Origin of the sequence: Kribbella sp. (assembly GCF_035687465.1) — a bacterium.
In the GTDB taxonomy this organism is placed as follows: domain Bacteria; phylum Actinomycetota; class Actinomycetes; order Propionibacteriales; family Kribbellaceae; genus Kribbella.
Genome location: NZ_DASRXP010000027.1, coordinates 1 through 19,258, shown reverse-complemented (window position 1 = coordinate 19,258; position 19,258 = coordinate 1). Strand labels below are relative to the sequence as shown.

The following is a 19,258-nucleotide window of genomic DNA, read 5'->3' as shown; positions in this document are numbered from 1 at the left end:
ATCCAGTGCGAGGTACCGGTCGAACGGTTGCCCATCCGCCAGTACTGCGTCCAGCCGGTGGCTGAGGTCGCGGACCGAGGCGAACCAGGTCTCGAAGTCGGCAGACTTCAGTCCCGTGGTGACCCAGCCGGCGCCGTACCGGGTTGCCAGCCGCAGAGAGCGCGGGCCGTTCGCCGCCAGGATGAACGGCACCCGGGGCTGCTGAACGGTACCCGGCAGGGTCCGGCCGTTGCGGGTCTCGAAGTACTCGCCCTTGAAGTCGACGCGATCGGTGGTGAGCAGCTTGTCCAGCAGCTCGACGAACTCCTCCAGCCGGTCCACCTTCTGCCGCGGGCCCAGCTCGGAGCCGCCGAGGATGGTCGTGTCGATCCCGCCACCCGAGCCGATCCCGCAGAGGAACCGGCCGTTCGAGATGTCGTCCAGCGCCAGTACGTCGCGGGTCAGCGTCAGCGGGTGCCGGAAGTTCGGCGAGGTGACGAAGGTACCGAGCTTGATCGTCGACGTCACCAGCGCCGCGGCGGTCAGGGTCGGCGTGGTGCCGAACCAGGGCGAGTCCTGCAGACCACCCCAGGTCAGGTGGTCGTAGGTCCAGGCGTGGTCGAAGCCCAGCTCCTCGGCCCGCCGCCACTTCGGCGCGGCCTCGGTCCAGCGGTACTCCGGCAGGATCGTGATTCCGAAACGCATGCCCGCACACTAACGCTCAGCGTTGCGGGGTGGCGAAGGTGGCGAGGTGGGTAGTGCCGATGCTGGCGAGCCAGACCTTGCCGTCGCGTTCACGGACGCCGGTGGGCATGTGGAAGTGCGGGTGCTTGCCGCGGAGATCGTGCACCAGGTTGCCGTCGTCGTCGTACGCCTGGATCTCGATGATGTCGGCTGCCTTCGGCTTCAGGGCTTCGGGGAGCGCCCAGACGACCTTGCGCAGTACTGGCGGTTTCGGCAGCAGGAGATCCAGCAACGCGTTGCGGGGTGAGCCGATGGCGATCCAGGTCAGGCCGTCCGAACCGCGGGCGATGTTGTCCGGTAGGCCGGGGAGCATCGTCACCAGTTCCGGCTCGGCGTCCGCGGTCGTGAGGTCGAGCCGGTACAGGCCGTAGCTCGCGGTCTCGGCGAAGAAGAGCGTGTTCCGGTCGCCGCTCAAGGCGACCCCGTTGGGGAACGGGCGGTTGGTGATCAGCCGGGTCAGCTCGCCGTCCGGGGTCAGCCGGTACAGGCTTCCCGTACTGGAGTGCTCGAGCAGGTCGGCCATCCACTCGGCGACGCCGAAGCGGGTGGACGAGTCGGTGAAGAAGATCGTGCCGTCGGGCAGCACGTCCGCGTTGTTGCAGAACTTCATCGGCCGGCCGTCGATCTCACCGAGCAGGGTCGCGATCCGGCCGTCCTGGTCGAGGGTCAGCAGCCCGCGGTTCGCGTCGCAGATCAGCACCTTGCCGTCGGGCAGCCACTCCAGGCCGAGTGGGCGACCACCGGTGTCCGCCAGCGTGGTGATCGACCTGCCGTCGGCACCGACCCGCAGGATCCGCCCGTCGAGGAGCCCGGTGAGCACGCTGCCGTCGTCATCGATCAGCACGTCCTCGGGCCCCTCGCCGGGCAGTGCGACGACGTCCACCTGGAGGCTTCTGGGCTGCCTGGCCGCCGGCACCGGCGGCGGGGTCCAGCGAACCGGGGCGATGCTCGACTTCGGACTCATGACCAGACAGTAACCGCTCTGTCAGGACGGGTCAGTAGCACCAAGGAGGCGGCGGGTGAGGGTGTCCCGGCTGGAGAGGAGCTCGGCTGCGGCGTCCCGGAGTTCGGTGTCGCCCGGGATGGCGTCCTTCTCGGCGGCGAGCAGGACAGCGCGGCGTACGAGTTCCTTGGTGAAGGAGGCGGTGGTTCCGTCGGTGAGGGCGACGACCTCCTCGACCACGCCAGGGCTGAGCGTCAGCGCCGGGCCGTAGAGCGAGAGCAGGCGCGCGCGTCCGGGCGCGTCCGGGAGCGGCACCTCGACGGCCAGGTCGATGCGGCCGGGACGCTGGCTCAGGGCCGGCTCGAGAATGTCGACCCGGTTGGTCGTCAGCAGGAAGGCGACGTCCGCCTCCTCGGCCAGGCCGTCCATCTCGTTGAGCACCTGGAACAGCAGCGGATTCTCCGACCCGTGCACGAAATCGCGCGCCTCGGCGACCAGATCGCAGTCCTCCAGCACCACCAGCGCCGGCTGCAACAGCCTTGCGAGCCCACAAGCATCCGAGATGTACCTGATGCTCGTCCCGGCCAGGAGAACGACGGTGAACTCCGGCAGCCGGGACAGCAGGTACCGCACGGTGTGGGTCTTGCCCGTCCCGGGCGGTCCATAGAGCAGGACGCCGCGGCGGAGGTGCTGTCCGGCTCGCAGCATCGCCTCACGATGCTCCGCGATGCCGATCACCTCGCGTTCGACCCGTTCCAGAACTCCTTCCGGCATCACCACGTCACCACGGCTGACTGTCGGGCGGCGGTGCAGCCGGAACGGCCCGACGCCATGGCCGAACTCGTGGCCTTCGAACGAGAGCACCTTGCCCCGGAACACGTTGTGCTCGAGCATCAACGGCGGCAGAGCACCGAGGAAGCGCTCTCCCGCGCTCTTGTCGACGGCCAGGATCTCCAGCGTGACGGTCATCCGCCCGTGCTGCTCGTTCGCGGCCCGCAGCAACGCGACGTACCGGTCGTCGCCCTGGACGCCGAGGTAGAACCCGAACCCGACGCAGTCCATCTCCTCGTCCACGGCGATGGCGATCCGCTGGTAGTCGACCGCGCCCACGCCGTACCGGCGCAGCTCGGCGACCTGCAGGAGCTCGGACAGCGAGTAGTGACCGCGGTCCGGCCCGGCCATGCCGATCAGCTCGAAACTGTCGAACCACGCCTCCACGGCCAGTTGCACGTTCGGCAGGTCGAAGGACGGGAACGAGGCCGCCACCACGGGCAGCCCCTCGGAGGCTGTCCCGAGATGCGCGAGCAAACGCTCTCTGACGCTCTCCCCTGCGTTCACGAGCGGTGGCGCCTGCATCCGCTCCAGGAATCCGCTGAAAAGCCTGGCGAACTCGTCGATGTCTTCCGGCTCCGGCATGCCGGTCCCCCGCTCGGATCGTGACCGTACCGGAGGATCCTCCGATACGTTGGATAGGATTTTCAGCATGACATCGACTGAGTCCACCGACCGTCCGTACAGCAAGTTCCCGGTACGGATCGGGCTTCAGGTCCAGCCCCAGCACGCCGAGTACGCCGAGATCCGCCGGACCGTCGCCGAGGCCGAGGAGATCGGCGTCGACGTGGCGTTCAACTGGGACCACTTCTACCCGTTGTCCGGTGAGCCCGATGGCCTGCACTTCGAGTGCTGGACCATGCTGGCCGCCTGGGCCGAGGCGACCGAGCGGGTCGAGATCGGCGCCCTGGTCACCTGCAACTCCTACCGCAACCCCGACCTGCTGGCCGACATGGCCCGCACCGTCGACCACATCAGCGACGGCCGGCTGATCCTCGGCATCGGCTCCGGCTGGTTCGAGCGGGACTACGACGAGTACGGCTACGAGTTCGGTACGGCGGGCGGCCGGCTGGATGCCCTCGGCGAGGCGCTGCCGCGGATCGAGCAGCGCTGGGCCAAGCTCAACCCGAAGCCGACCCGGGACATCCCGGTCCTGATCGGCGGCGGTGGCGAGAAGAAGACGCTGAAGCTGGTCGCCCAGCACGCGAACATCTGGCACGGCTTCGGCGACGCCGAGACGATCGCGCACAAGCACGAGGTACTGGACGCACACTGCGCGACCGTCGGCCGCGACCCGGGCGAGATCGAGCGCTCCGCGGCCGTCGGCAACAAGAGCCCCGAGGAGGTGGGCAAGTCGCTGCTGGACGTCGGTACCCGGCTGTTCACCCTCAACACCTCGGGCCCGGAGCACGACCTCGCTCTGCTCCGCGACTGGGTCGCCTGGCGCGACGAGATCAACAACGCCTGACCCGCTACGTCCGAAGAACTGGAGGGACGTCCCGCCAGTTCTTCGGACGCTAGCGGTTAGGATTCCGGCCATGTCTACGCTGCCTACGAACGGTTCGGTGCTGCCCATCACGCGGTGGGGCGAGGACGTGATGCACCGGGTCAACCAGCCCGTCACCGACTTCGGTGACGAGTTGCACAAGCTGGTCGCGGACATGGTCGCGACGATGAACGCCGCCGACGGGGTCGGCCTGGCCGCGAACCAGGTCGGGGTCGACCTGCAGTTGTTCGTCTTCGACTGCCCGGACAAGGACGGCGTCCGGACCCAGGGCGTCGTCTGCAACCCGGTGGTCGAGTTGCCCGAGGGTAAGGACCGCCAGCTGGACGAGGGTGAAGAGGGCTGCCTCTCGCTGCCCGGCGCCTTCACCAAATGCGCCCGCCCCGACTACGCCAAGGTCACCGGCGTGGATGAGAACGGCGAGCCGGTCAGCTACGAGGGCAACGGCCTGCTGGCTCGTTGCCTGCAGCACGAAACCGACCACACCCAGGGCATGGTCTTCGGCGACCGCCTGTCCCGCAAGTACCGCAAGCGCCTCTTCGCCGAGGCCGAGGAGTTCGCCCCCGACTACCCGACCGACTGGCCCGTCACGCCGATGCTCCACCCCGAGGAGCACGAGGACGAGGGTCCGAGCGCCTAGGGCGTGTCTCCCACTTCCCTGCAGTCGCGAGCAGGTGCTCGGTGCGGTAGCTCGGTGTGCTGGAGTGAAGGCCTCGATGCTTTTCCATCGTGGCCTTTGCTCCAGTGCGGCGAGGTGCCGTGCCGAGTGCCGCGCAGCACGCAGGGAAGTGGGAGATACGCCCTAGCTCACCACCGGGACGATTTCAGGTCGTTTGTGAGGATCTGGTCGACTGATTCGGCCGGGGTCTGGCCTGAGGTGTCGAGCCAGAGGCCGCGGCGTGGGGTGTCCGCGAGGCTCTCCTGGAAGGCGCGGACCGCGTCGGCCAACGTCATACCTGGAGCCTGCCAGTCGCGGTAGGCGTTGGAGCCGCGGCCGAGTTCACGTTCGACTACGGAGTCGACGGAGGGAACGAGTACTACGAGGTGGGCCTCGGCGATGTCGGTGAGGGAATCGAGCCAGGTGGTGACGTGGTCGCCGAGGATGATGTCGGAGCAGACGAAGTCGAAGCCTGCCTCCACGTAGTGCCTGGCGACCAGCGCGGACGCCTGGTAGCGGAGTTCGAGTTGGCGGACCGCTTCGGGGTCGGGGACCGGTGTCATGTCGACGGCGCCGGCGACGACCGCGTGGTAGAACACATCGCCATCGACGGTTGCGGCGGGTGGGCCGAGGCGGGCAGCGAGGAGTGGGGCGATGGTGGACTTGCCGGCTGCCTGCATTCCGGTGATCAGGACGACTTTCCGCATGGCGGCCATCCCATCACGGGCGTCCAGCGGATATTCCAGCTCGCCGAAGCAGCGCAGTACGGGGTCTGCTGGGGGCGTGGCCGATAAACTGCGGCCGTGCAGGGGAGGTCGGGTGACTCGGGGCCTAGGCGGCCTGTCACGCTCGACGATGTCGCGAGGCAGGCGGGGGTCTCGCAGCCGACCGCCTCCCGCGTTCTGAACGGGAGCTCCCGCAAAGTCGCCGAGAGTTACCGGGAGCGGGTGCTGCAGGCGGCTCGTGAGCTCGGGTACACGCCGAACCTGCCCGCCCAGGCGATGGCTCGCGGTACCTCGCGCACGATCGCGCTGGTGATCAGCCTGATCTCCGACCCCTACTTCTCCGCGATGGCGGCCGAGATCATGAAGCAGGCCGAGGCGATCGGCCTGCACGTGTCGATCGCGGTCACCGAGCGGCAGGCGGATCGCGAGCTGGACCTGGTCCGCGAACTGCGCGGTCAGCAGCCGCGCGCGATCATCCTGGCCGGCACCGGCTACGTCGATCCGCCTTCCGAGGAACAACTCGTGGAGGAGCTGAACCGGTACCAGGAGACCGGCGGCCGGGTGGTCCTGATCAGCAGGTCGGACCTACCGTTCGAGACTGTTGACTTCGACAACCATCACGGGGCCCGGCAGCTCGCGCGGGAGCTGGCCGGGCTCGGCTACCGCCGGTGCCTCGTGCTCGGCAGCGGCACTCCCCTGTTGTCGATGCAGCAACGGGTCGAAGGGTTCGTCGAGGGCCTGGTCGAGGCCGGGGTCGCCGACGCCGGGGAGCGGGTGCACTATCCGGGCTTCAGCTGGGCCGGTGCCCGCGAGTTCGTGCTCGGACTGGGTGCCGACGAACTCAGCGGGCTCCAGTTGGTGTTCGCCGTCACCGACGACATGGCCCTCGGGGCGCTGTCAGGGCTGAGAGAGCGCGGTCTCAGGATCCCGGAGGACATCAGTGTCGCGGGGTTCGACGACATCACCACGCTGCGGGACGTGGTCCCGAAACTGACCACCGTCCACGTCGCACTGAACGCCGTCGCCGAGGAAGCCGTCTACCGCGCCACTACCACCGACGATCCCCTGACCCGCCGCACCGTCCCCGCTTATCCGGTACTGCGGGCCAGCACGCCTGCCCTCTAAAGCGTCACTCCCCCGCCTGGGAATGCTCAGGGTCGGGTGGCGTAGAAGGCGACTGCTGCTGAGGATGCGACATTCAGGGAGTCCACTCCGCCGGCCATCGGGATGCGTACCGTCAGGTCTGCCCGTTCGAGGACGTGCGGCTTCAGGCCGTGGCCCTCGGTGCCGAAGATCAGCGCGAGCTTCTCGTGCCGCTGGGCCGCGAGCTCGTCGAGGCTGATCGAGTCGTCCGTCAGCGCGAAGGCCGCGGCGACGAATCCCCTCTCCTGCAGTCGTTCCAGGTCCCCCGGCCAGGAGGCGAGCCGCGTCCACGGCACCTGGAAGACCGTGCCCATCGACACCTTCACCGACCGCCGGTAGAGCGGATCGGCACAGGTCGGCGAGACCAGTACGGCATCTACACCCATCGCCGCGGCAGCCCGGAAGCCGGCACCGACATTGGTGTGATCCACGATGTCGTCGAAGATCGCGATCCGCCTGCCCTCCAACAGCGTCTCCAGCTCCATCGCGGGCCGACGCCGGTACGACGCCAACGCGCCGCGGTGCACGTGGAACCCCGTGACCTGCTCAGCGAGTTCCTCGGACACGACGTACACAGGAACGTCGGGCCAGCGCTCGAGCACATCCCCCAACGAGTCGAGCCACCGTGGTGCCAGCAGGAACGACCGCGGCTCGTACCCGGCCTCGGCCGCGCGCCGGATCACTTTGTCGCCCTCGGCAATGAACAGCCCGTGCTCCTCTTCGAGCAACCTTCGCAGGGTGACTTCCCGCAGCTTCACGTAGTCCGCGAGCCGCTCGTCGGTTGCCTCGGAGACAGGCTCCAGCGGACTCACGAGCGCAGTACCTGCTGGGCAATCTCGACAACGTTGCCGACGACAACGATGGCCGGGGCGCCGACGCCGGCCGACGCCATCTCAGCCGCGATGCCACCGAGATCGGAAGTGACCATCCGCTGCCCGGGAAGGGTGCCGTCGGCAATCGCCGCCGCCGGCGTCCTCGCGTCCCGGCCGAAGCCGATCAACGTCGAAGCGATCACCGGCAGGTTCTCCACGGCCATCAGCAGCACGAGGGTGCCCTGGAGCTGGGCCAGCGCCTCCCAGTTGATCAACGAGTCGGGGTGACCCGGCGGAATGTGCCCGGAGACGACGGTGAACTCATGCGTCACCCCGCGATGCGTGACCGGGATCCCCGACACCGCGGGGACCGAGATCGAGCTGGTGATGCCCGGTACGACGGTCCAGGTGACACCGGCCTCGGCACACGCGATGGCCTCCTCGAAACCGCGGCCGAAGACGTAGGGATCACCGCCCTTGAGCCGGACCACCATCTTTCCCTGCTGGGCCCGGTCGACCAGGATCCGGTTGATCTCCTCCTGCTGGGCGGACCGGCCGCGTGGGAGTTTGGCAGCGTCGATCAGCTCCACATCGGGGTGCAACTCCTCGAGCAGCGGCTGCGGCGCCAACCGATCCGCGACGACCACGTCTGCCTCGGCGAGCAGTCGGCGCCCGCGCACGGTGATCAGGTCGGGATCCCCCGGGCCGCCGCCGACGAGATACACGCCCGCCTTCTTGTCCACCGAGTCCCGGGCGCCGAGCGCGCCCGTCCGGAGCGCCTCCAGGATCGCGTCGCGGACCGCGGCCGAGCGGCGATGATCACCCGCACCCAGTACGCCGACCGTCACGCGATCGTGCTGCCCCGAAGCAGGGGTCCAGGCCGTCGCACGGGACCTGTCGTCCGAGCGGACACAGAAGATCCGCCGCTCTTCGGCCTCGGCGGACACCTGATCGTTGACTGCGGCAACATCTGTCGCCACCACCACGTACCAGGCATCGGCCAGGTCGCCTGGCAGATAACCTCGCTCGACCCACCGCAGGTCCGGGTTGTTCAGCAGGCCTTCGATGGTCGGGGTGATCGCGGGCGAGATCAGATCGATCTGCGCGCCCGTCTCGAGCAACCGCGGAAGGCGACGCTGAGCCACACCCCCACCACCGACGACGACCACGCGACGACCGGTCAGCACCAACCCCGACAGGTACGGCGCAGGCCCGCTCACGCCTCATCCCCCGAGGCGATTCCCGCGGAGTCGAAGGTTGCCATCTCAGCTAGTGCTCGCACGGCACAGGTGAGGATCGGATACGCCAGCACTGCGCCTGTCCCCTCTCCTAGCCGGAGGTCCAGATCGACCAGCGGCTGGAGGCCCAACGTCTTCAGGGCTACGGCGTGGCCGGGTTCGGCCGAGCGGTGGCCGGCGACGCAGTAGTCGACTACTGCGGGGTGGAACGCCTGCGCGACGAGGGCGGCCGCGCCCGCGATCACCCCGTCGAGAATCACCGGAACCTTGTTCGAGGCCGCACCGAGGATGTAGCCCGCGATCGCAGCGTGCTCCAACCCGCCGTACGCGGAGAGCGCTCCCAGCGGATCCGAAGCCGGTACTGCGTGCAACGCCAGAGCCGATCTGATCACCGAGGTCTTGTGCGCCAGGGTGGCGTCGTCGATGCCGGTGCCCCGACCGGTCACCACGTCGGCGGTCATCCCGGTGAACGTCGCGATCAGCGCGGCGGAGGCGGTCGTGTTGGCGATGCCCATGTCGCCGGTGAGCAGGCAGCGGAACCCGTCCCCCACCAGCCTGTCCGCGAGCTCGAAGCCGACGCCGATCGCGGCCAGCACCTCGTCGGGAGAGAGCGCTTTCTCGACCGAGAGATCCCGCGTCCCCGGCCGGACCTTGGCGTGCACGATGTCCAGTTCGTCCACGTCGCCGGCCACCCCGACATCGACCACCCGGACGTCGACCCGGTTGTTGGCGGCGAACGCGTTCACCGCGGCACCGCCGGCGGCGAAGTTGGCCAGCATCCCGGCGGTCACCTCCTGCGGCCACGGCGAGACACCCTGGGCATGCACCCCGTGATCAGCGGCGAACACCGTGACGACAGCGGGGCTGGGCACCGCCGGCGGGCAACTCCCGGTCATGCCGGCGACCCGGACCGACAGGTCCTCCAACACCCCGAGGGAACCGGCCGGCTTCGTCAGCGCGAGCTGACGCTCCGTGGCGGCCCGCATCGCCGCCTCGTCCGCCGCCCCGATCCGGGCCAGGTACTCCTCCACCGCAGGTCCTCCACTCGCTGTGTCGTTGCAGGCCGTCGCCGGCCGTTGCCCGGTCCGACTGCACCTTCGGGCCAACCTCGATCTTCGCATCCCGGGTGCTGTGCTCCGGCCGAGGTCCGGCCAGTACTGTCGGAATTACCACACGTCGCAGATTCCGGAGGATCACAGATGTCGCTCGATCGACCAGTCGCACCGGACCCGTACGAGCTGCTGCCGAAGGTCGGGTCCTTCACCGTCACGAGTACCGACGTCACCGACGGCGAGCCGCTCGATGAGGCCCACGCCTTCGCGGGCGGCAACACGTCACCGCAGCTGAGCTGGGAGGGCTTCCCGGAGGAGACCAAGGGCTTCGTGGTCACCTGTTTCGACCCGGATGCGCCGACGCCGTCCGGCTTCTGGCACTGGATCCTGGTCGGCCTGCCGGCCAGCCTCACCGAACTGCCCACCGGAGCAGGCGCCACCGAGCGACTGGACAACGGCGCGTTCCACATCCGGAACGACTACAGCGCCAAGTCGTACGGCGGGGCTGCCCCGCCGGCCGGCGACCCGGCGCACCGCTACTACTTCGTGGTGCACGCGATCGACGTCGAGGCACTCGACATCGACGGCGACGTCAGCCCCGCGGTGGTCAGCTTCAACCTGGTCTTCCACACGCTGGCCCGCGCCATCATCACTCCGACCTACCAGGCGAGCTGACCCACCGGTCCAGGGCGACCACTCAGTCCTTGATGCCGGACTGGGTGACGCCCTGGATCAGGTAGCGCTGCAGGAACGCGAAGATCAGGACCAGCGGCAGGATCGAGACCGCCGCCGCCATGAACAGCTCGTGGATGTTGATCGTCTGGGCCGTGATGAGCGTCGACATCGCCACCTGCACGGTCCACGAGGACGAGTCCTGGCCGATCACCAGTGGCCAGATGAACGAGTTCCAGTTGGCGATGAAGGTGATCGCCGCGATCGCCGCGAAGAACGGCAGCGAGTTCGGCACCACGATCCGCCAGAAGGTGGTGAAGTGCCCCGCGCCGTCCACCCGGGCCGCCTCCTCGAGTTCCTTCGGGAAGCCCAGGAAGTACTGGCGGAACAGGAACGCCGCGAACCCACTGAACAGGGTCGGGATGATCAGGCCCCGCAGCGTGCTGACCCAGCCCAGTGACGACACCACGATGAAGGTCGGGATGAAGCTCACCGCGGCGGGGATCATCAGCGTCGCCACGATCGCGTAGAACACCTTGTCGGCGTGCTTGTACGGAATCCTGGCCAGCCCGTACCCGGCCATCGATGCCAGCAGCAACTGTCCGCCGGTGCCCAGGATGCCGACCACCGCGGAGTTGTAGAGCGCCCGCGCGATCGGCACGTTCCCGTCGTTGAACAGTTCGCTGATGTTGCCCCACTGCAGGTCCGTCGGGAAAAACTTCCAGTCGGGCGCGGTGATGTCCGCATCGGTCGACAAGGCGTTTCGCAACACCAGGTAGAACGGGATCATGAACAGGATCGTGGCGACGATCAGAGCGATCCAGCGCAGCACCGACCCGACCAGGCCGGCCGTACTGCGGGTGTAGCCGATCGGTTGCGGCGTACCGGCGGTTCTCTCGAGTGCGGCCATCAGTCGTTCGCCTTCCCGAAGCCGAAGATCCTGTTCTGCAACAAGGTCAGCACCATGATGATCACGGCCAGGATGAGCGCACCCGCGCTGCCCCGGCCGAGGTCCTGGATCGACCCGAGCGAGATGCTGTACAGATAGACCAGCGGCGGCCGCGCGTAGTTGGCGTTGCCGATCAGGTTGTAGAACTCGTCGAACGCCTGATAGGCCGCGATCAGGTTGAGCAGCAGGACGGCGACCGAGGTCGCGCGCAACTGCGGCAGCGTGATGTAGCGGAAGATCTGCCAGCCTGGCCGGGCCCCGTCCACGTACGCGGCCTCGTAGAGCGTCGGCGAGATCCGTTGCAGACCGGCGATGAACAGGATCATGTAGAAGCCGAGCTGCAGCCAGAGCCGCACTGTGACCAGCGGTACCCAGTACCACGGCGGGTCGATCGACGACAGCCAGGCGATCTGATCCACGCCGAACCAGCCGAGCACGGTGTTCGCCAGGCCGAACCGGACGCCGTTGAAGACGGACAGCTTCCAGATCAGCGAGGCGACCACGTACGAGCAGGCCGTCGGCAGGAAGAACACCGACCGGAAGAACGCCCGGGCGATCTTCACCTGGTTCACCAGCAGCGCCAGCGCCAGGGACAGCGCGAAGGTCAGCGGCACGATGAAGAGCGCGAAGATCGAGAAGGTGCCCAGGCTGGACAGGAAGTTCCGGTCGGTCAGCATGTCGATGTAGTTCTGCAGACCGACGAAGTTGGACGGCGTGACGGTGTTCTGCGCCTCGAAGAAGCTCAGAACCAGGCTCCACAGGATCGGCAGGTAGGCGAAGACCAGCATGCCGATCACGAAGGGGCCGACGAACACCCAGAACCAGAAGGTGTTGCCGTGAATTCCCGATCCGCCGGGCTTGCGTTTCTTCGACCCGGCCGCCACCTTGCCGCGGCCGGGCGCCTTCGCGGCCTTGGTGGCAGACCCGCTGCTCACCCGAAGAGCCTCGACAGCTCGGTCGTCACCGTCTTGTCCGCCTTCGCGATCTCAGCCGCCGGGTCGGCGCCCTTGCGCATCACGTTCGTGAGCATGTCGTTGAAGGCGGTGTTCATCGTCGGGGTCCAGGCCGGCAGGTCGACCACACCGTAGTCCTGGTTCAGCTTCACCACCTCGGCAGCGACGCCGGTCTGGAGCTTGGTCGCCTTGGCCGCCAGGCTCTTGCGCGGCGGGATGTGGAAGCCGTAGTTGAGGTTCCAGTCCTCCTGGCTCTCCTGGTTGTCCACCCAGAGCGCCTTCACGAACGCCTTCGCCGCGTCGACGTTGGCGCTCTTGGCGGAGACGAACTCACTCCAGCCGCCTGAAGGCAGCGCCGGCTTGCCCTGGGCGTCGAGCTTGGGATAGGCGAAGACACCGAAGTCGTCGCCGAGCGCCTTCTGGATCCCCGGCATCGCCCACAGGCCGGTCCACTGGATCGCGCACAGGCCCTGCACGAACGCGCCCGGATCCGCCCAGTCCGCCGGGGCGCCCAGCAGCAGGCTGTTGCTCTGGTTCAGCTCACGCAGCTTGCTGAAGGCCTGTGCGGCTCGCTCGTTGTTGAAGCCCGGCTTGTTGTCCTCGGTCAGGTAGGCGCCACCGGACGACCACAACGACGGACCGGCGACGCTGATGTTGACGCCGCCGGCGCCGGTGAAGTTGCCGAGGAACAGGCCCTTCACCTTGTCGGTGGTGAGTTCCTTCGCCGCCGCGATCAGGTCGTCCACCGTCTCCGGCGGCTTGATCCCGGCCTTCTCGAACAGGCTCTTGCGGTAGTAGAAGACCTGCGGGTCGTCGATCATCTTGATGCCGTAGAGCTTGCCGTCGATCGTGTTCGTCTTCAGGTCGTTCGGGTTGAAGTCGTCCTTGGCGTCGCCGAGGATGTCGTCCAGAGGCACCACCTGGTTGCTCTTCACCATCGCGATGTTGAGCTGGCTCTCGAAGACATCCGGGGCGCTGCTGGACAGCAGACCCGAGGCCAGCTTGGCACCGTAGTCGCCCGGCACCCACTGGACCGCGACGTTGGAGTCGGTGTAGGCCTTCGCGTACTTGAGTGCGGCTTCCTTGGTCCCGGTCTCGCCGTACTGGTGATACCACTGGGTCAGGTTGACCTTGCTGCCGCCGCCTCCCCCACTGTCCGCCGGCCGGCCGGTGTTGCCGCCACAAGCCGCCGCGAAGGCGGCGATGGCCGCCAGGCCGCCGGTCCGCTTGAGCAGATCGCGCCGGGTCAGACCGGCGTTGGGGATACGAGCAGGCATAGATTCCACCTCCGAAAGCAGCACCGCGACCTGGGGCGGCGCGAGCGGTTTCGGCGAGTTACTTAACAGAGTTAAGCATCACCGGTTTCGCACACGTTACAACTCAGTTCAACATCCGAACAGCCCATTCAGGGTGACAGTTCGGGTACAGATGCCTGGGAATGTCCTGTGCCAGGCGTGTTACGGACACGTGAATCGTTCCAAAACAACAGAGCGCGACGCCGGTTACCCGGCGTCGCGCTCTCAGGAGACCAAATCAGCTGAACTTCTCTTCCGAATCAGCCTTCTGCACCAGGAGCGCCGGGGGCTCGAAACGCGGCCCGTACGCCGCGGCCAGCTCGCGGGTGCGGGCGACGAAGCCCGGCAGACCGCCTGCATAGGCGTTGATGTACTGCAATGCGCCACCGTGCAACGGCGGGAATCCGATGCCGAAGATCGAACCGATATCGGCGTCCGCCACGGAGCGCAGGACGCCTTCCTGAAGGCATTTCACCGTCTCCAGGGACATCGCGAAAGTCATCCGCTCCTGCAGATCGGCGAACGGAATCTCGACTTCGGTTTTCACGAAATTGTTCCACAATCCCGGCCAAAGATGCTTCGGCCCGTCCGCCGGGTAGTCGTAGAAGCCGGCGCCGGCTGCTTTCCCGCGGCGGTCGAACTCGTTCACCATCCGGTCGGTGACAGCCATGCCAGGGTGGTCGTCGAAGGCCCCCGCACTGTCACCCGCCGCCTGTGCCGCGTCCCGGATCTTCTGCGGCAGCGTCAGCGTCACCTCGTCCAGCATCGCCAGCGGCGGCGCCGGGAACCCCATCTGGGTCGCCGCCCGCTCGATCGTCACCGGGTTCACGCCCTCGGCAACCATCGCCGCGGCCTCCATCACCAGCGTGCCGAAGACCCGCGAGGTGAAGAAGCCCCGGCTGTCGTTCACCACGATCGGCGTCTTCTTGATCTGCCGGACCACGTCGTAGGCCTTCGCCAGCGCGCGATCGGAGGTCTTCTCCCCCACGATCAGCTCGACCAGCGGCATCCGGTCCACCGGTGAGAAGAAGTGCATGCCGATGAAGTCGTCCGGCCGGTCGATCCCGTCGGCCAGCGAGGTGATCGGCAGCGTCGAGGTGTTCGAGCACAACAGCGCGTCCGGCTCGACCACGCCGGCGATCTCGGCGAAGACCTTCTGCTTCAGCTCCTCGCTCTCGAACACCGCCTCGATCACGAGATCGCAGCCGGCCAGGTCGTTCGGATCAGCCGTCGGCGTGATCAGGCTGAGGAACTGCTCCGCCTTCTCGGCTGTCGTGCGGCCCTTCTTGAGCTGCTTGGCCAGCAACTTCTCCGAGTACACCTTGCCTTTCTCGGCCGCCTCCAGTGAGACGTCCTTGAGCACAACCTCGATGCCGACCTTCGCGCAGGCATAGGCGATCCCCGCGCCCATCATCCCGGCGCCGAGCACCCCGACCCTGCGAGCCTGGTACTTCGGGACGTCGGCCGGCCGGGATGCCCCGGCGTTGATGGCCTGCAGTTCGAAGAAGAACGCGTTGATCATGTTCTTCGCGATCTGCCCAGTGGCCAGGGAGACGAAGTACCGGGACTCGATCCGGGTCGCGGTGGCGAAGTCGACCTGGCTGCCTTCGACCGCCGCGCTCATGATCGCCTTCGGCGCCGGGTACGGGGCGCCCTTGAGTTGCTTGCGGAGGTTCGCCGGGAAGGCTGGGAGGAAGGCGGCCAGCTTGGGCGAGGCCGGAGTACCGCCTGGGATCTTGTAGCCCTCGCGGTCCCACGGCTGCTTCGCGTCACCGTCATAGGCGTCGATCCAGCGGTAGGCCGCGTCGAGTAGCTCCGCGGCAGGGACGACCTCGTCGACGATGCCGACCGACTGGGCGTGGGCGGGCTTCATCCGCTGGCCCTGCAGCAGCACCTTCATCAGCGCGTCCTGGAGTCCGAGCAGCCGGACCGTGCGGGTGACACCACCGCCACCAGGCAGCAGACCGAGCGTCACCTCGGGCACGCCGATCTCAATCCGGTTGTCATCGGCAACGATCCGGTGGTGACAGGCGAGCGCGATCTCCAGCCCGCCGCCCAGCGCCGCACCGTTGATCGCGGCAACGACCGGGACGCCGAGCGTCTCCAGGATGCGCAGCTGTCGCTTCACTTCTTCCACCGTCTCGAACACCTGGGCGGCGTTCTCCGGCTGGATCTGGGACAGCATCTGCAGGTTGCCGCCGGCGAAGAAGGTCTGCTTGGCGCTGGTGATCACCACGCCCTTGAGATCGTCCTTCTCGGCCTGCAGCCGTTCGACGGTCGAGGCCATCGCGGTGAGGTAGGTGTCGTTCATCGTGTTCGCGGAGGCGCCAGGGTCGTCCATCGTGAGGGTGACGACACCGGCGTTGTTGGTCCAGTCGATCATGCCGAAAGCCTCTCGATGATGGTGGCGACGCCCATCCCGCCACCGACGCACAGGGTGGCCAGACCGTAGCGGAGCTCGCGGCGCTCCAGTTCGTCCAGCAGGGTTCCGATCAGGATGGCTCCGGTGGCGCCGAGCGGGTGACCGAGGGCGATCGCGCCACCGTTCACGTTCACCTTCTCGTGCGGTGCCCCGAGATCGGCCATGAAGTGCAGTACCGCGGCCGCGAAGGCCTCGTTCATCTCGAAGAGGTCGATGTCGCCGACCTCGAGGCCGGCCTTCGCCAGCGCCTTGCGGGCGGCTGGTGCCGGGCCGGTCAGCATGATGGTCGGATCCGCACCGCTCACCCCGGTCGCGATCACCCTGCCGCGGGGGGCCTGACCGAGTGCCTCGCCGGCCTTCTCGTTGCCGACCGCAACCAATGCCGCGCCGTCGACGATGCCGGACGAGTTGCCCGCGTGGTGCACGTGGTTGATCCGCTCGACCTCCACGTACTTCTCCAGCGCGACCGAGTCGAACCCGCCGTGCTCACCGATCGCCGCGAACGAGGCCGGCAGCCCGGCGAGCGTCTCGACCGTGGTACCTGGCCGGACCAGCTGGTCGTGGTCCAGGATCGGCAGTCCATTGCGGTCGGCGACCGGGACGACCGACCGGGCGAAGTACCCGTTCGCCCAGGCCTTGGCCGCCCGGGCGTGCGACTCGGCGGCGTAGGTGTCGACGTCGGTGCGGGAGAAGCCGTCCATGGTCGCGATCAGGTCGGCGCTGATGCCCTGCGGGATGAAGTTCGTCAGCATCGCGGTCTCGGGGTCCATCGCCCAGGCACCGCCGTCGGAGGCCATCGGCACCCGCGACATTGACTCGACCCCGCCGGCCAGGATGAAGTCCTCCCAGCCGGAGCGGATCCGTTGCGCCGCCTGGTTCACCGCTTCCAGGCCAGAGGCGCAGAACCGGTTGAGCTGGACCCCGCCGGTCGTCTCCGGATAACCCGCCGCCAGCACCGCAGTACGGGCGATGTCCATGCCCTGGTCGCCGATCGGGGTCACCACGCCGAGCACGACGTCGTCGATCACGGTCGGATCCAGCTCCGGGTGGCGGGCGCGGAGCTCGGTGAGCAGGCCGGTGATCAGCTGGATCGGTTTCACCTCGTACAGGGCGCCGGTCGGTTTGCCTTTGCCGCGCGGCGTCCGGATCGCGTCGTACAAGAAGGCTTCACTGGATGCGGTCATGGTGATCCCGTCGGTCGAGTGGTCACTCCCGATTGTGACAGTGTTGGTGTCACAATGGTCAAGAGGGGCGCATTATGATCTGCGCCATGCCTGATCCTGCGGAGTTGCTGACGGTCGACGAACTGTCGGCGCGCGTCGGGATGACAGTGCGGACGTTGCGCTTCTACGCCGGCCGCGGCCTGATCCCCCCGCCCGTACGCCGGGGGCGCGTCGGGTACTACGGGCCCGAACACATCGCGCGGCTGGATCTGGTTCGTGAGTTGCAGGCCCACGGGTTCACCCTGTCCGCGATCGAGGGCTACCTGGATCGGATCCCGGCCGACGCGACCCCACAGGACATCGCGTTGCACCGGACGCTGCTGACTCCCTGGATGCGGGATCTTCCGGAGACCCTCGATCGCGCGGCGCTGGTCCGGCGTACCGGCAGGGAGTTGACCGACGACGACATCGAGATGCTGGTCGCCCTCGGCGTGGTCGAGCCGACACCGGACGAGGACGTCTTCCAGGTGGCGACCGCCCACCTCAGCCTCGGCGTCGAACTGCTCGACCTCGACCTGCCGGTGGAAGCGGTACTGGCCGCCGGGCGGATCTTCACCGACCACGGCCGGGCGATCGCCGAGGAACTGACCGAGGTGTTCCGCACCAAGGTCTGGCCGCACTACCGCGACTCGGGCGGACCGCCTGAACACATCCAGCAACTGGTCGAACGGTTCAAGCCCGTCACCATCCAGGGCCTCGTTCTCGCCTACGAACGAGCCGTCGGCGAAACCCAGCGCGACACCGTCCGCCGTCGCCGCTGAGGACCTCAGGGACTCGTCGGGAGCCGGAGGTAGGTGAGGCCGCGGAGGTCGAGGTAGGTGTCGGTGGGGGTGGTGACGACGCGGAGGAGGACGTGGTCGCAGCTCTGGCAGCGGGCGACCAGGCCGGGCGCGTCGACGTAGAGCCTGGCCTCGGCGAAGACGCCGACCCGGCCGCAGCCGACGCATTCGCCGATGGCGGCGGTGAGGTCGACCGCGAAGATCTCCCGCAGCGCACCAGCGGCCGCATTGCCATCCAGATAGGTCGGAACGTCCGCGGTCATCGCGATCCTCCTGTAGGTCCGAAGCGTTCAGTTCTCACCCGGGCCGGGTCGTGCCCGGCGGCGACCAGCAGATCGGCCACCGTCTCGACGAACGGCGTCGGCCCGCACACGTAGGTGGTCGGCTCGTCCTCCGGCTGGAAGGCCGCCTTGCTCAGGATGTCCGCGTCGATCCGCCCGATTCGCGGCTCCCCCGGCGGCGCCTCCCGGGTGTAGACGAACTTGAGGTCCACGTCGTCCGAGGCGGCCAGCTTCTTCAGGTCGTTCACGTAGATCACCGACGTGGGGCGGCGGACGGAGTACAGGAGGCGGGCGGGCGCAGTACTGGCTGCCTCGGCGTGGGCGCGCAGCATCGCCATCAGCGGTACGACGCCCGAGCCGCCGCCGATCAACTGGATCGGCCCGGGCTGCTCCGGCTTCCACACGAACCAGCCGCCGACCGGGCCGCGGACCTCCAGCGGGTCACCGACCTTGAGCACCTCGACCAGGTACGGCGAGACCTCGCCCTCCGGCACCTGTTCGACCGTGAGGTCAATGGTTTCGCCGGTCCAGGCGGAGGCGATCGAGTACGACCGGGACGCGTGATAGCCGTCCGGCGCGGTGAGCCGGACGTCCAGGTGCTGCCCGGCCAGGTGGCCTGGCCACTCGGGCACGTCGAGCACGATCGTCCGGGCGGTCGCTGTCTCCTCCCGGATCTCGCTGACCGTGCCGACCTGCCAGGTCAGTCGCCGGCGTACCGCTGTTCTTTCCATGGATCTCCGTACTCGTGGTAGCCGGCGGTCTCCCAGAAGCCCAGGTCCTCGGTGTCGGACAGCACCAGGCCGCGGACCCATTTGGCGCTCTTCCAGAGGTACAGATGCGGAACCAGGAGCCGGGCCGGACCACCGTGCTCCGCGGCCAGCGGCTCACCGTCGTACTGGTAAGCGATCCACGCCTGGCCGTCGAGGAGGTCCTCGAGCGGCAGGTTGGTCGTGTAACCGCCGTAGCTGTGCGCCATCACGTAGTCGGCCGAGGTCTCCACGTCCGCCAGCAGGGTGTCGAGCGAAACGCCCTTCCAGTCCGTCCCGAGCTTGGAC

At 67.9% G+C, this 19,258-nt stretch carries 20 protein-coding genes; 5 read left to right on the top strand and 15 right to left on the bottom strand.

From position 1 onward, the window contains the following. From VFG33_RS01305 to VFG33_RS01295, 3 genes are all read right to left on the bottom strand, one after another. Positions 1 to 684 (bottom strand): LLM class flavin-dependent oxidoreductase (locus VFG33_RS01305; RefSeq protein ID WP_325021443.1); only part of this gene is annotated, 684 nt, incomplete at its 3' end. Positions 685 to 700: 16 nt separating this feature from the next. Then, positions 701 to 1,687, bottom strand: coding sequence for an SMP-30/gluconolactonase/LRE family protein (locus tag VFG33_RS01300; protein ID WP_325021440.1), 987 nt, complete (start codon positions 1,685 to 1,687; stop codon positions 701 to 703). A gap of 21 nt (positions 1,688 to 1,708) precedes the next feature. Continuing rightward, positions 1,709 to 3,082, bottom strand: coding sequence for an AAA family ATPase (locus tag VFG33_RS01295; protein ID WP_325021438.1), 1,374 nt, complete (start codon positions 3,080 to 3,082; stop codon positions 1,709 to 1,711). A 67-nt stretch (positions 3,083 to 3,149) separates the two neighbouring features. Between VFG33_RS01295 and VFG33_RS01290 the strand changes: the two genes are divergently transcribed. Beyond that, positions 3,150 to 3,965, top strand: a complete 816-nt coding sequence (locus VFG33_RS01290) for an LLM class F420-dependent oxidoreductase (RefSeq protein WP_325021436.1) — start codon at positions 3,150 to 3,152, stop codon at positions 3,963 to 3,965. A 70-nt stretch (positions 3,966 to 4,035) separates the two neighbouring features. Beyond that, positions 4,036 to 4,641, top strand: a complete 606-nt coding sequence (def, locus tag VFG33_RS01285; RefSeq protein ID WP_325021435.1) for a peptide deformylase — start codon at positions 4,036 to 4,038, stop codon at positions 4,639 to 4,641. Between the two features lie 167 nt (positions 4,642 to 4,808). Here def and VFG33_RS01280 read toward each other — a convergent pair whose 3' ends face one another. Continuing rightward, positions 4,809 to 5,366, bottom strand: a complete 558-nt coding sequence (locus VFG33_RS01280; protein ID WP_325021432.1) for a phosphotransferase-like protein — start codon at positions 5,364 to 5,366, stop codon at positions 4,809 to 4,811. A 96-nt stretch (positions 5,367 to 5,462) separates the two neighbouring features. Between VFG33_RS01280 and VFG33_RS01275 the strand changes: the two genes are divergently transcribed. Beyond that, positions 5,463 to 6,509 (top strand): LacI family DNA-binding transcriptional regulator, encoded by a 1,047-nt coding sequence (locus tag VFG33_RS01275; RefSeq protein ID WP_325021430.1) that lies wholly within the window; start codon positions 5,463 to 5,465, stop codon positions 6,507 to 6,509. Positions 6,510 to 6,535: 26 nt separating this feature from the next. Here the strand turns inward: VFG33_RS01275 and VFG33_RS01270 are convergent, their stop codons facing one another. Genes VFG33_RS01270 through cobT form a run of 3 tightly spaced genes read right to left on the bottom strand, consistent with a single transcriptional unit; the run spans position 6,536 to position 9,608 of the window. Beyond that, on the bottom strand, positions 6,536 to 7,339 hold the full coding sequence (locus tag VFG33_RS01270) for a TrmH family RNA methyltransferase (protein WP_325021428.1): 804 nt from the start codon (positions 7,337 to 7,339) through the stop codon (positions 6,536 to 6,538). Beyond that, the gene (gene cobA, locus VFG33_RS01265; RefSeq protein ID WP_325021426.1) at positions 7,336 to 8,559 is read right to left on the bottom strand and encodes a uroporphyrinogen-III C-methyltransferase; all 1,224 of its coding nucleotides are present in this window, start codon (positions 8,557 to 8,559) and stop codon (positions 7,336 to 7,338) included. Before cobA ends, VFG33_RS01270 begins: the two co-directional genes overlap by 4 nt. After that, complete coding sequence (cobT, locus tag VFG33_RS01260; protein WP_325021423.1) at positions 8,556 to 9,608, bottom strand: nicotinate-nucleotide--dimethylbenzimidazole phosphoribosyltransferase; 1,053 nt, start codon at positions 9,606 to 9,608, stop codon at positions 8,556 to 8,558. The genes cobA and cobT overlap by 4 nt, the downstream gene beginning before the upstream one ends. 168 nt (positions 9,609 to 9,776) lie before the next feature. On the opposite strand from cobT, the gene VFG33_RS01255 reads away from it, so the two are divergent. Then, the gene (locus VFG33_RS01255) at positions 9,777 to 10,304 is read left to right on the top strand and encodes a YbhB/YbcL family Raf kinase inhibitor-like protein (protein ID WP_325021421.1); all 528 of its coding nucleotides are present in this window, start codon (positions 9,777 to 9,779) and stop codon (positions 10,302 to 10,304) included. A 22-nt stretch (positions 10,305 to 10,326) separates the two neighbouring features. On the opposite strand, the gene VFG33_RS01250 is transcribed toward VFG33_RS01255, so the two are convergent. The 5 genes from VFG33_RS01250 to VFG33_RS01230 form a co-directional block, all read right to left on the bottom strand. Next, positions 10,327 to 11,211, bottom strand: coding sequence for a carbohydrate ABC transporter permease (locus tag VFG33_RS01250; protein WP_325021419.1), 885 nt, complete (start codon positions 11,209 to 11,211; stop codon positions 10,327 to 10,329). Then, a complete protein-coding gene (locus VFG33_RS01245) occupies positions 11,211 to 12,185 on the bottom strand; it encodes a carbohydrate ABC transporter permease (RefSeq protein WP_414672913.1) in 975 nt (324 codons plus the stop codon). The genes VFG33_RS01250 and VFG33_RS01245 overlap by 1 nt, the downstream gene beginning before the upstream one ends. Continuing rightward, positions 12,182 to 13,480, bottom strand: a complete 1,299-nt coding sequence (locus VFG33_RS01240; protein ID WP_325021416.1) for an ABC transporter substrate-binding protein — start codon at positions 13,478 to 13,480, stop codon at positions 12,182 to 12,184. The genes VFG33_RS01245 and VFG33_RS01240 overlap by 4 nt, the downstream gene beginning before the upstream one ends. Before the next feature lie 256 nt (positions 13,481 to 13,736). Further along, entirely contained in the window at positions 13,737 to 15,881 is a 2,145-nt protein-coding gene (locus VFG33_RS01235) for a 3-hydroxyacyl-CoA dehydrogenase NAD-binding domain-containing protein (RefSeq protein WP_325021414.1), read from the bottom strand. Further along, positions 15,878 to 17,104 (bottom strand): acetyl-CoA C-acetyltransferase, encoded by a 1,227-nt coding sequence (locus VFG33_RS01230; protein WP_325021412.1) that lies wholly within the window; start codon positions 17,102 to 17,104, stop codon positions 15,878 to 15,880. Before VFG33_RS01230 ends, VFG33_RS01235 begins: the two co-directional genes overlap by 4 nt. A gap of 86 nt (positions 17,105 to 17,190) precedes the next feature. Here VFG33_RS01230 and VFG33_RS01225 point away from each other — a divergent pair, with 86 nt between their 5' ends. After that, entirely contained in the window at positions 17,191 to 17,904 is a 714-nt protein-coding gene (locus tag VFG33_RS01225) for a MerR family transcriptional regulator (protein ID WP_325021411.1), read from the top strand. A gap of 5 nt (positions 17,905 to 17,909) precedes the next feature. On the opposite strand, the gene VFG33_RS01220 is transcribed toward VFG33_RS01225, so the two are convergent. From VFG33_RS01220 to VFG33_RS01210, 3 genes are all read right to left on the bottom strand, one after another. Further along, positions 17,910 to 18,185, bottom strand: a complete 276-nt coding sequence (locus VFG33_RS01220; protein ID WP_325021409.1) for a DUF6510 family protein — start codon at positions 18,183 to 18,185, stop codon at positions 17,910 to 17,912. Further along, entirely contained in the window at positions 18,182 to 18,934 is a 753-nt protein-coding gene (locus VFG33_RS01215; RefSeq protein ID WP_325021406.1) for a ferredoxin reductase, read from the bottom strand. The genes VFG33_RS01220 and VFG33_RS01215 overlap by 4 nt, the downstream gene beginning before the upstream one ends. Next, a partial coding sequence (locus VFG33_RS01210; RefSeq protein ID WP_325021405.1) for a molybdopterin-dependent oxidoreductase occupies positions 18,904 to 19,258 on the bottom strand: 355 nt, incomplete at its 5' end. The genes VFG33_RS01210 and VFG33_RS01215, both read right to left, overlap by 31 nt.